Raw genomic sequence first — 11,535 nt, forward strand, 5'->3', positions numbered from 1 at the left:
GAATGTTGCATGAAAATATCCATGATTATTAAACAAACTATAGGTAAGAAATTGGCTACTTTAAATTTTGTTTATGAGCATTTAAACAATACTTGGTTTTTTACAAGAGTAGTCAATGGATTTAAGGAAACAATCCAAATCGATAAAAGTTATTGGACGGAGAATGCAATACGCATTACTTTTATGACTGAATCCGAATCAGTTAATAGTTTTTTTTTCATTGATGGATCAAAGATGGAGAAATTTCATTACTATGAGGATGAAGAGTCATTACGAGATATATTTATCACCCTAGAAAAGATTATTGATCAGTTTGCTTTAAAATGGTTTGAAGAGAATGTGCCTAAAGATACGCTTCCTCCTGCTAACTTTTTAGATAAAGGATGGTTTGAGAAGCTACAGAAATTTGTCGAGGTAAATAATCTAAACTTTAAAGATGAAAATTCATTAAAAACCATCGAAGCTTTGCTAAGTTCAGAACCGACGGAGGAAAACGTTCTATTATCAAGCTATTTCTTAGGAGAATTTTTTATCCATACGTTAGATGGTGAGTGGTACTACGATCAAAATTATGGTCCTTCTATTAAAAATATAGGTGGAATTAGTAATTTTAATAGAGAGCCATATCAAATCTCTAACAGTTTTGCTTCTAATCCTCAAAATAATTCAATTATTAATCACTATCAGGCCATTGCTGGAACTGTAAAGAATCTTCAAGGTAATAGGAAATAATCAAATTAAATTGAGAGCAAATACATGTTCCGATTTTTTATTCGGTCCAAGATGATTCTTTAATAGTGAGTTTGCACTCCAACCACATGGATAAATTCTGTGTGGTTTTTCTTTTCTAAGGGTTTAAGAGGAGTTGGGAAACTGTATCGATTATATAAATTTATATAGGATAAAAAAGGTTTAAATGAGAAAAATATATAAATGAACTATGGATTTATGCAATCACCTTTCGACATGAAAGAATACTCAGAAATGAACAAAAATGAAGCGAAAGAACATTTTAATTGGTTTAAACAACAAATACCTTCGCGTTTAGAGCACCTTGGCGCATTTTCACAGATACATCTGGATTTATAGTGATCGTTCGCTCATAGATATTTGAGAATGGTATCTAGGGAGTGTACAGATTCAAAGTAAAAGTGCTTCGGAATTAGAAGAGGAGCATTCAGAAACCGAAGAATGGTTGAAGAGCTATATATGAGAATAAACTCGACACAAAATCTCAAGCTTTTACACTGGATATTTCCATTTATCTAGGAGAGGTTGTAAAAAGTAATCATAGTGGGTTGGATTGGGGCATTGTTTTTAAACCAAAGTCTTATATTAGCGTTAATCGCCCTGTTATTGTTGGATTCAGGAAAAAAGATATGGATGTGATCAGGATTGTATCGAATAAAATGTACGCAATTTTAAAAGGGCAACGTAACCCTAATGCATTATTTGATATTTATCATACGTGGGAAGAGTTTATTTGAAATCGCTGATAGGAAGGGATTATGATCTTCGAACCTAATTTGAGTGGGAAGATCGTTAAAAATTTGAATATTATATAAAGAACAGAGAGCCGTTAAGCATGTTAACGGCTCTCTTCGTCGTCTTCTGGCAAGTATTCGATCAGTTCACCAGGGAGTACGCCAAGGGTTCTACAAAGTGTGTTCAAGGTTGGAAAGTCAATTCGGGCGTTTGCGTTGGAGGCCAAAGCTTTAACTGTATTCCTATTAATTCCCGTAATAGAAACAATATCTTTCTGTTCGAGTCCACGGTCCTTCATAATTTTATCAAGAGAAAATCTAATCACAACAATTCCTCCAAAAGTAATCAAGTAAACTAGTTGACATGTATAGAATAGAAGTGTATATTTGTAAATAAGTAATCTAGTTAACAAGATTATAAGTAAACTAAGTTGATCCCTTCATAGTATCAAAATGCTTTAAAATTAGCAACAGTTACTATTTTGATAATCCTAAACAAATAAATGCGTGAGGAGGGGGAAATAAACGGAAGGGATCTAGTCTGTATCATCCTCTACATACTCGATAACATCTTGAACATGGCAGTGTAGAGCCTTACAAATTTTATCTAGCGTATCAAATTTCACACCGTCTGTTTCTTCGTTGTAAAGTTTGGTGATTCCGTTTCTATGTAATCCAGTCATGCGGGAAAGCTCGGCAATATTTATTCGTTTTTCGCCCATAATACGGGAAAGATGAATCTTTATCATATTTTCCTCCAGCTAAATGCATTCTATAGTGTTAAAAAGAAACATCAAAGTATTGACAATAAACACTATTGGATGTATTCTGAAAACAACAAAAATAACACTGTAATGTGCATTAGGTTTATTGAAATGTTATTTGTGAACGTCGTAGTAATATGCTTATCGTACCAAAACGTTTTACAATTAGCAATTAATTATCGTTCAACCACCTAGTTTGAAAAACTACCTGTAGAAGAAAGTATATTGGCAAATAAGAAACTTTGAACAAAGGAATGGAGCGAGGATGTATGACAGAATCAGTAATGGGATTGGAGCGGGTCTCAATGGTGCAGGGGCCGTATGATTTCCCTCATATGTATGAGATATGCGAAGGGGTTCTTTATGACCATCAATACTTCTTTTACCTCGAAAATGGCATACTGTGTTTGCGCCATGTGAAGAAGGTGGAGCAATCATATCATACGCATCTTTACCTGGATGGAGAGAGCGGAGGTCTGCAACTGGCAGCGGGTGTACAAGGGGAGGTTATGCAAGTTGTCACGGAGATCATCGAACGCTTATGCGCCAAGGATGGACTGACATTTTTATTCGATGAACTGCTGTGGCTACATGGTAGGGGACCCATTGAATTAAACCTTTTCAATAAGAAGGATGAAGTGACCCCAAGTGGCAGACAACTTACTACAAAATAAATGACCCTTATGCTCTATATCATGGAACTTACCGAATAGAAAACAGCTTATGATTTCAGTGAATGTACCAGTTGTTGACTGATGAAAATGAGCGGATTCCGAATCCATATGGTCAATTCCAGCATCGCGGCATCGGCAGAAGGACTAAAGCCCCAATCACCTCCGAATAAAATGTTTTGCTGCTGCTCTAATATAGGTGACTGAGGTTCTTCCAAGCCATATTGTTCTTTGAGTCTCTCTTTAGTTTCATGATCTATGACAAGGTTATTCTGTGCAAAGGTACAGCTGACAGGAACGCTTAACTGTATTAAAAGAAGTAATGCTGCGGGTATTAACACTTTTTTGCTTTGCATGGTTAACTCCTATGATCTCCGTTTTTGACCTCTTAACTTTTGTATCTACCATAATGTACGTGCTTGTGGAGCATTTGAGGGGAGCTATGGTGAAGCCACCTCTGCACTGGATATGGAGACAGAAGTGGCAATTCAACTTAGGACTCTTTTAATCTGCCTATAAAGATTCCTGAAGGACGTTAGAAGAAGTGCCGTAATCAGCATAACGGGGGAGCACAATAGTGTAATATATTCCTACAATAACGGTACAGATCCCGACTAATAAAAATAAGACTTCAATTGAAATAAATGAAGGAAAGCTTACAGCAATGAAACCTAATGTAAGAGACTGGGACAGCATCATTAACGGATTAATTAAACCTTGCACACGTCCCATCATTTGAGGATCTACAATACAAGGCAGCCATCCTCCTATGCCAATATTGATGAACGGAAGTACCAGTGCAATGGCGAAGTTGATAATCAAAAATACATAGAGGTGATTAACAAATCCAAGTGTGCATATACCAATTCCGGCTACCAGAACTCCCGCTGCAATCATTTGGTGTAACTTTAGCTTGGTGGAGATAAGAGAAGCGATTAAGGTGCCAAGCAACACACCTGACCCAAAAATAATACCTGCCCATACCATATACTGCTCATAGTTGCCTGGAGCTAGCTTATATTTAAGAATAAACATCGGTAAAACGCTAAATCCACCATTTAAAATACCGAACATAAAAAAGCCTGAAACCAACCAAATCAATAGTCTGTTGCGTAATATGTAAAGAAACCCTTGTTTAAAGTCATGCATGACCAGTTTAAATTTTAATTGCTTAAATTGATGTGCCCCGTTTGGAAGGAGTACTTCCTTTTGAATTTTGCAGGAACGGATAAGCAGTGCAGACACAATAAAAGAAACAGCATCAATTAGGATGGCTCCAGTAATTCCAAAATGCCAGTAAACGACGGCCCCCAGAGTTCCTCCAAACAACATGAAAAGACTCCCCATCATTTGATTGAGGCCTGCGGCAATGGTGTAATCATCTTTGTTTAAGATTCCCTGTATAATGGCACTTTCGGCTGGGAAAAAAAATTTGGAAGCAGCACTACGGATGAAGAGGCAGACAAATATCAAAGGAATCGAATCAACCCAAACAAAAATAAGCAAACATAAGGATAAAAAAGCGCTGATCCAATCACAATTAACAGCAATTTTTTGTCGGTCCATCCGATCTGCAAGTACTCCAACTACGAGAAATACTGCCAGCATCGGGAGCGAATACATTAACTCGGCAAGCGTTGCATAGTATGGCTGATTCGTAAACCGTTTCAACAAATAAAACATGAATGCAGTAACCCCAATAATTCCTCCCATTTGTGAGGCGAACGTTGCCAGAAAAAGCCTGACATAATTCTTGTTTCTGAGTACTTGTTTTAATCCAGTCACAGTTCCATCCCTTTCGCTTTCAAAGCGGTTTTTAGATGCCTAATTAAAATAATAGTGAAAAGTAGGAATTTTGTACAGAAAAGTGACTTTAATGTCATATTAAAATTTGAGTTTGCATCGTATCGGACCATCTGTCTTTTAAATTCTGCTATTAACGATAAACATAGTAGGGTGGACTGGGGAGTTGTTTTTAAACTCGTTTGGCGTAGTATGAGGTGCAACATAAACTAAATAACCAGCCGTCGGTTGATATCCGACGACTGGCTGGTTAACTTGCCAGGTGTTTGATTCCTGACTCACAAATGGGGGGCAGTCTCTAATCTAAATTAACCCAAATCCTCGCCATTCGTAGCAATCACTTTTTTATACCAGTCGAAGCTTTTCTTTTTTTTGCGGTTAAGGGTTCCGTGGCCTTCGTCGTCCTGATCCACATAAATAAATCCGTAGCGTTTGGACATTTCTGAAGTGGATGCACTGATGATATCAATTGCTCCCCAACTGGTATAGCCAATCACTTCAACGCCATCCAGAATAGCTTCTTTTAGTTGTTCAATATGCTGTCTAAAATAGTCAATCCGGTAATCATCTATAATGGAGCCGTCTTCTTCGACAGTATCCTTGGCTCCCAGCCCGTTTTCTACCACAAACAAAGGCAATTGATAGCGATCATACAATTCTTTCAAAACCGTTCTCAAGCCAATCGGGTCCAACTGCCAGCCCCATTCCGTCACCTTCAGATTTGGATTTTTGACGGTACTGTACAGGTTACCTCCAGTAACTCCATACTTCTCCGGCTTTGTAGTGGAGACGAGGGATGTATAATAGCTGAAGGAAATAAAGTCGACAGTATTTTCTTTCAAAATCTGATCGTCTTCTGCTTCTTTTACGATATGAATTTGATGATCCTCAAAATAACGCTTGATGATTGGCGGGTAGCTACCGCGTACCTGGACATCGGTGTGAAGCAGGTTCATCTGGTTGTCGATCTGAGCTTGCTGTACATCTTCCGGGCTGCTTGTAGCAGGATAATGGATCATTCTGGCCAACATACAGCCGATTTGGAAGGCCGGATTGATTTCACGTGCTCTTTTGGTTACCAGGCTGCTGGCAACAAACTGATGATGTAATGCTTGATAGGACGCTTGCAACAGGTTTTCTTCCTTGTCCCCGACAATTCCGCCGCCTGTGAACGGTTCAATAAGGGTTGTATTGATTTCATTGAACGTCAGCCAGTATTTTACTTTATCCTGATATCGGTTCATAACGGTCTCGGCATACTTCACAAAGAACGAAATGACCTTTCTGTTTTTCCATCCGCCATAATTCAATACCAGCGTCATCGGCATTTCATAATGCGATAGAGTAACCAGAGGTTCAATATCGTATTTACGTAGCTCTTCAAAAACATTGTCATAAAATTGTAGGCCAGCCTCATTTGGCTCCTGATCGTCTCCATTAGGGAAAATGCGGCTCCAGTTAATGGAAAGACGGAATGTTTTGAAGCCCATCTCAGCAAATAACGCAATATCTTCTCTAAAATGATGATAAAAATCAATTCCATAACGCTTCGGATAACCCTCGGCTGTTTTTGTTTCCATGGCCTCTGCAATCGTTTCACTGGATACGTGCATGAGGGCACTAAGATTGGCATAATCTTTTTTCTTATAATAAGGAACCATATCTGCGGTAGACAAGCCTTTGCCGTCTGCGTCAAATGCGCCCTCAGCTTGATTGGCGGCGATAGCGCCTCCCCATAGAAAGTTCTCGGGAAATACTTGTGCTTTACTCATAAGTGTGTGCTCCTTTATCGTTTTTTAGATTTCTACCTTCAGTACGGGTTCCTTCATGATGATATCCCCCAGCTTGATTGGAAAAACAGATTGATAATCGCTTGTATTGGTGACAACCATGGCTGTTGTGATATCATATTCTTTTGCGATATGCTCCAGATCAAACGTGAGCAGCTTATCGCCTGCTTGAACTACATCACCAGCCTGAACATGAGCCTCAAAAAACTGCCCGCGAAGCTTAACAGTATTGATTCCCACATGGATGAGCAGCTCTGCACCGTCGTTGCTGCGAATAACCATGGCGTGCTTCGTTTTGAACACATTCAGCACGGTGCCGCTTACAGGTGAGGACAATTCGCCAATGGCAGGAACAAAGGCCACGCCTTTACCCATCAATTCGTCACCAAATGTCGGATCATTCACTTCCTTTAGTAGAATCGACCGACCTGTCATGGGAGCATAAATTGTCTCATTCGAAGCGGGAATATTTACATCTTCCTGTACCTCATTAGAGGAATCCGTTGAGCTGTCACGGTTTGCTGGAGAGACGGCCGTTTCGCTCGTGGTTTGCAAAGCTTCGTCGCTCAGTTCTTCGTTAATCCCCATCAGTATAGCTGCGATTGTGGCTACAACGAATGCGATTACCATACCGCCAAATGCATACCAGAACGTCGGTCCAATCAGTGCAGGTAGCCCCGGAATCCCACCGTTGCCCGCCAGTACATAGGCATTCGCACCAAAGGCAAGGGAGAAGCCGCCACCTGCGGCACTACCGATCATACCCGCTACAAAAGGCCGTTTATATCTCATATTAACTCCATACATAGCAGGCTCGGTGACACCCATAAGTGCTGTCAGACTTGTAGAAAATGCTACAGATTTCAGCTTCTTATTCTTTGCACGGAAGAATACTCCCATGGTTGCTCCTGCCTGCCCCATATTGGAGATGTAGGTCAGCGGCAGAAACTTGTCAAAACCCAGTTTCGCCAAATTACTGATCATGACTGGAACGAGCGCATAGTGCATGCCTGTCATCACGATCAACGCCATAGCTCCGCCCAAAATAATACCTGCGAACAAGCCGCCTTCGGAAATCAGCCAATTAATACCGCCTGACAATCCATTACCGATCAGAGTACCCAGCGGTCCAATAGCGATCAATGTAACCGGAACGACAATGAGCATCGTAATCAATGGGACAAGTAATAGCTTAAAAGAAGAAGGAATGATACGGTCTACGCCTTTTTCGATATAAGACATCAGCCAAATGGCCAGAAGTATAGGGATAACGGAGGACGCATAGGTAACGGCAGTAACCGGAATACCGATAAAAGAAACAGCTTGACCACTCGATAATAACGTTCCCATGTCCGGGTACATGAGTGCTGCACTGACGGCAACGGCGACATAAGGGTTACAACCGAATTTTCGGGCGGCACTCACAGCAATCAATAGCGGCAGAAAATAAAAGACTCCGTCTCCGATCGCTGAGATAATTCGATACGTATCAGTGCCCGCTGTAAGCCAGCCCACGGATACGAGCAAAGCAATCAAACCTTTGAGCAAACCCGCACCCGCAATGGCAGGCAAAATAGGAGCAAATACACCTGCAATGAACTCAAATAATCTGGAGATAGCATTTTGTTTCTTTTTTTCAGAAGGTTTTTTTTCGCTGGAGTCACTCTTTAAAACAGGATATAGCTGCGTCATGGCATTGAATACGCTGGCCACTTCGTTGCCGATAATGACCTGAAATTGATCACCAGATACATTTGTGCCCATAACCTTGTCCAGCTTCTTTAATTCATCCAGATTTACCTTGTCGTTATCCTTGAGATCAAAGCGCAAGCGTGTAACGCAATGATATACAGAATTAATATTGTCTGTTCCACCAACGGAGGCCACAATTTTTTGGGCTGTTTCCTGTTGATCCATCTTGAATCCCCCCATTTTTAGGTAAAAAAATACCCGAATGAGCAGACCCACGTATCGTGAGCCTTTTTCATTCAGGTTTTGCCTGATTTAACAGTTACAAGCCTTGAAAATATTTATTTTCTTTTGATGAGACGCTCCAAATGCAGTGTCAGATACAACTGCTCAGAATGCGTCATGGTATACTCGTAATTTTTTTGAATAAATCTTTCGATTTTACCAATGCATTTAAAAGTGTCTGCATAATTTTTCTTCACGACTTCATACAAATATTCTTCTGCATCATCATGGCTCGAATGCGTAATAACGCGTTGGCAGAAATATTTGAGGTGTGTAATAAAACGGAAGTAATTCACGCTGTCCTCATCAAATTCCACATTAAAATGATATTTAATAATGTTCATGATCTCCTGAAGCAACTGCATCATATGAGTGACATCATTCATCGAATCATTAATTTCAGCATTCACGAAATGAAGGGCAATATTACAAATCTCTTCCTTAGGGAATTCAATACCCAGACGTTCGCGCAAAAGCGTCAACGATTCTTTGGCAGCGTCATATTCAGCCTTATAAAAATGCTGAATTTCCCATGATAGTGGGTTGCGTACGATCATGTCATGCTCCATACGCTGTATGGCAAAATGAATATGATCGGATAGGGATACATAGATACCGTCACTTATTTTTTTGTTCAACTGTGTGCGCGCCAGACTAACAATGTCATCGGTGACTTGTAAAATATCAATCGGAACTTCCATGACGATCGCTTTAAACTTCTCATAAATATTTGCATCCTGAAGACGGAAAATTTTCTCAATCCGATTTTCATCAATCGGGTCACCCGCACGGAAGTTAAAGCCGATACCCCGGCCGAGGATAAGCAGCTCCTGATTTTTATCGTCCACCGTACTGACAATATTATTGTTGAAGATTTGTTTAATTATCACATTGAACCACCCATTTTGAGGAATAAAAAAGAGCAAAACTACAACAGAAATAAACATCATCATTTCTGTTGTGGTTTTGCCCGCATTACCGGTAACAAGCCTCACGGATAAGTTATCATGATCTGAAAACGTTGTCAACTTTTTTTGAGATTAGAAGTGAACCACCAGTAGAATCTTTTGCTATACTAAAAAAAAAAATTTTACAGAATCATGTTACATAAAGGAGATTACGATGATACCATCCGTTGGAGATATTTATTGTGTGTACTCGGACAAATTGCAGCAATATGTAGCCTGTCAGATCACCATGCTTAGAGAGACTGATTCTAAAAGAAACCCACAGCTTGCCGCTGTACTTGAACTGGATTGGACAGGAGATCGTCTACCAGATGAGGCAGAACTACATACGATGAAACCTCTCGTTTGCGATTTTCACTTCTGGAACAATCGCTTAGATCATAGTTTTGTCGGAGCCAATGTCCCGCCTAACTATACTTTGGTTGGCAATATTCCACCCTTAGTTCAGGAGGAAACGAACAGTTACAGTGGCGGGTGGCATGTGAGGAAGCCTGCATCGTCAGCGTAATTGGGAAAAGATTGATCCGGGTAAACGGGAACAATTTAAAGCTGCTGCAAACGATGACACCTTTATTGAGATCGGGGGTCAGAGCATACGCCGGGATACCAGTAAAATTAACGTTACGATCCTGCAAGTGATAGACGATATGTCTGAATTGGACAAGCTTCCTTGCCTGATGACGATACACACCGATAACGCAGATCAAGCACTGATTCATTATGTAAAAAGCAATCCATTTATCAATGAACTTCAGCTCATATCATGTAGCTCAAGCCAACTGGATCTCAGAAATAGTCATGTGAGTCGGCTTATTTTGAATGCAGAAGGTATCGAAGAACTTTATCTGAACGAGGATCTGGAACAACTCATGTTAAGCGGCACCCTTTCACCCGGCCTGACGATTCATGCTCATGAGGATGGACGATGGATGGGTGTTCAATATTCTGCCGATGTTCCGACATTTCACGGACTTGATCGTTTAAATGCGCTTTCTTTGACCAATGTTAAAGAAATCAATATGCAGCAAATTGTCGTTCGTTTTCCTCATCTGTATGAATTACGGATCTGGGGCAAGCCGGGAATCATCTCTAATCTGCATAGCTTAGAGCGACTCAAGGAGCTGCGCCAATTCACTACATACGACCTGTTCGGATTCAAGGGTGAAGAATTTCCTGCTCCAGACCGATTGCCGCATTTGTCCATGTTGTGGATGACCAGCTTACCAGCAGACGCAGGCAAGTTGATTAAGGCTGCTTACAAAAAAGAAGTCCCACGTGGACTAGACCTCTCCATTACCAAAGCGCGTAAACCGGAATGGCTGACTGAAAATCTGGACAATCCGTTTCGGGATTGGGATGGACGCGAGCAGATCACAGCAGCCAATGCCAAAAAATCCGCCCAACTATATAAAAAAATGCTGGCAACTGTACGAACACTGGATGAACAAATGGGCATAAATACAGTGAATGCAACATTGAAATCGCTGGTGACGGAATACACAGAAGCTTTTAACGAAATGGATCGACGTATCGGGTTTATCGAAACGGTAGAACGCGAAGAAATTTATATGGTGCTGGCAGGTCTATTGGATCAAGTGGAGCAGCAGCTTGGTGAGCAAAGGAAGGCTTTCGTTGACAGAGATCCGTTGTTTGAGATTTTTGATCAACTACGTGATTTTTAGAAAAATGGATGTGAAGCAGATACGACAACTACTCCGATTCTAATTCAAATGGCGGCGGGTGGAGTGTACAGTCGTCTGCATACTGCCCAATTTGGTTCCTGATACTATGATTTGTACGATAAAAGCGCCAAGGCTGGGGGACAAACCAGTCTCTGGCGCTTGTTTTCATACGAAATAACCTGATTGATCTAATTTATGCATTGGTATGTTGAGAAAAAGGAAATGCTCATCGACGGAAAAGTTTATACAATGGAAGAAGGATAGGAATTGTGAAATTCGACTTTTGATGAAGGATTTCATATAATGTGAGCATATTGTGAACAACTTAAATTGAGAATTTTGCGAAAACTGAAATGAAAATGATTTCCGTCCAGCTATGAATTTCAAAATTTGACGGAG

12 protein-coding genes are annotated in these 11,535 nt (G+C 40.4%); 5 read left to right on the top strand and 7 right to left on the bottom strand.

Annotation, left to right across the window (positions count from 1 at the left end; genetic code table 11):
- Window positions 1-9 precede the first annotated feature (9 nt).
- Window positions 10-732, top strand: coding sequence for a hypothetical protein (locus tag ABH897_RS12645; RefSeq protein ID WP_283655195.1), 723 nt, complete (start codon window positions 10-12; stop codon window positions 730-732).
- A gap of 234 nt (window positions 733-966) precedes the next feature.
- Entirely contained in the window at window positions 967-1,089 is a 123-nt protein-coding gene (locus ABH897_RS12650) for a hypothetical protein (protein ID WP_404592098.1), read from the top strand.
- A gap of 499 nt (window positions 1,090-1,588) precedes the next feature.
- Here the strand turns inward: ABH897_RS12650 and ABH897_RS12655 are convergent, their stop codons facing one another.
- Together ABH897_RS12655 and ABH897_RS12660 are read right to left on the bottom strand one after the other, a co-directional pair.
- Window positions 1,589-1,834 (bottom strand): helix-turn-helix domain-containing protein, encoded by a 246-nt coding sequence (locus tag ABH897_RS12655; RefSeq protein ID WP_404592100.1) that lies wholly within the window; start codon window positions 1,832-1,834, stop codon window positions 1,589-1,591.
- A 186-nt stretch (window positions 1,835-2,020) separates the two neighbouring features.
- A complete protein-coding gene (locus tag ABH897_RS12660) occupies window positions 2,021-2,233 on the bottom strand; it encodes a helix-turn-helix domain-containing protein (RefSeq protein WP_283655196.1) in 213 nt (70 codons plus the stop codon).
- Window positions 2,234-2,517: 284 nt separating this feature from the next.
- Between ABH897_RS12660 and ABH897_RS12665 the strand changes: the two genes are divergently transcribed.
- On the top strand, window positions 2,518-2,922 hold the full coding sequence (locus ABH897_RS12665) for a hypothetical protein (protein ID WP_283655197.1): 405 nt from the start codon (window positions 2,518-2,520) through the stop codon (window positions 2,920-2,922).
- A gap of 47 nt (window positions 2,923-2,969) precedes the next feature.
- Here ABH897_RS12665 and ABH897_RS12670 read toward each other — a convergent pair whose 3' ends face one another.
- The 5 genes from ABH897_RS12670 to licT all read right to left on the bottom strand — a co-directional run bounded on the left by ABH897_RS12670 (window position 2,970) and on the right by licT (window position 9,376).
- Window positions 2,970-3,275: a hypothetical protein gene (locus tag ABH897_RS12670; protein ID WP_283655198.1), complete on the bottom strand. Its 306-nt coding sequence runs from the start codon at window positions 3,273-3,275 to the stop codon at window positions 2,970-2,972.
- 157 nt (window positions 3,276-3,432) lie between these two features.
- Window positions 3,433-4,704 (bottom strand): MFS transporter, encoded by a 1,272-nt coding sequence (locus ABH897_RS12675; RefSeq protein ID WP_283655199.1) that lies wholly within the window; start codon window positions 4,702-4,704, stop codon window positions 3,433-3,435.
- Between the two features lie 326 nt (window positions 4,705-5,030).
- A complete protein-coding gene (locus ABH897_RS12680; RefSeq protein WP_404580016.1) occupies window positions 5,031-6,494 on the bottom strand; it encodes a glycoside hydrolase family 1 protein in 1,464 nt (487 codons plus the stop codon).
- A gap of 24 nt (window positions 6,495-6,518) precedes the next feature.
- Window positions 6,519-8,429 (bottom strand): beta-glucoside-specific PTS transporter subunit IIABC, encoded by a 1,911-nt coding sequence (locus tag ABH897_RS12685; RefSeq protein WP_283655200.1) that lies wholly within the window; start codon window positions 8,427-8,429, stop codon window positions 6,519-6,521.
- A 113-nt stretch (window positions 8,430-8,542) separates the two neighbouring features.
- Window positions 8,543-9,376: a BglG family transcription antiterminator LicT gene (licT, locus tag ABH897_RS12690; RefSeq protein ID WP_283655201.1), complete on the bottom strand. Its 834-nt coding sequence runs from the start codon at window positions 9,374-9,376 to the stop codon at window positions 8,543-8,545.
- A gap of 232 nt (window positions 9,377-9,608) precedes the next feature.
- On the opposite strand from licT, the gene ABH897_RS12695 reads away from it, so the two are divergent.
- Both ABH897_RS12695 and ABH897_RS12700 read left to right on the top strand, forming a co-directional pair.
- Window positions 9,609-9,962, top strand: a complete 354-nt coding sequence (locus ABH897_RS12695; protein WP_283655202.1) for a hypothetical protein — start codon at window positions 9,609-9,611, stop codon at window positions 9,960-9,962.
- 139 nt (window positions 9,963-10,101) lie between these two features.
- Window positions 10,102-11,136 (top strand): hypothetical protein, encoded by a 1,035-nt coding sequence (locus tag ABH897_RS12700; protein ID WP_404592102.1) that lies wholly within the window; start codon window positions 10,102-10,104, stop codon window positions 11,134-11,136.
- Window positions 11,137-11,535: the final 399 nt, after the last annotated feature.

The organism is Paenibacillus sp. RC73 (genome assembly GCF_044908085.1).
GTDB classification, from domain to species: domain Bacteria; phylum Bacillota; class Bacilli; order Paenibacillales; family Paenibacillaceae; genus Paenibacillus; species Paenibacillus terrae_A.

Excerpts from the sequence above, each read along its gene's own strand:
- ABH897_RS12695 (WP_283655202.1), top strand. The coding sequence starts at position 9,609 with ATGATACCATCCGTTGGAGATATTTATTGTGTGTACTCGGACAAATTG.
- ABH897_RS12650 (WP_404592098.1), top strand. The coding sequence starts at position 967 with ATGAAAGAATACTCAGAAATGAACAAAAATGAAGCGAAAGAACATTTT.
- ABH897_RS12680 (WP_404580016.1), bottom strand. The coding sequence starts at position 6,494 with ATGAGTAAAGCACAAGTATTTCCCGAGAACTTTCTATGGGGAGGCGCT.
- ABH897_RS12665 (WP_283655197.1), top strand. The coding sequence starts at position 2,518 with ATGACAGAATCAGTAATGGGATTGGAGCGGGTCTCAATGGTGCAGGGG.
- ABH897_RS12670 (WP_283655198.1), bottom strand. The coding sequence starts at position 3,275 with ATGCAAAGCAAAAAAGTGTTAATACCCGCAGCATTACTTCTTTTAATA.
- ABH897_RS12645 (WP_283655195.1), top strand. The coding sequence starts at position 10 with ATGAAAATATCCATGATTATTAAACAAACTATAGGTAAGAAATTGGCT.
- ABH897_RS12660 (WP_283655196.1), bottom strand. The coding sequence starts at position 2,233 with ATGATAAAGATTCATCTTTCCCGTATTATGGGCGAAAAACGAATAAAT.
- ABH897_RS12700 (WP_404592102.1), top strand. The coding sequence starts at position 10,102 with ATGTCTGAATTGGACAAGCTTCCTTGCCTGATGACGATACACACCGAT.
- ABH897_RS12685 (WP_283655200.1), bottom strand. The coding sequence starts at position 8,429 with ATGGATCAACAGGAAACAGCCCAAAAAATTGTGGCCTCCGTTGGTGGA.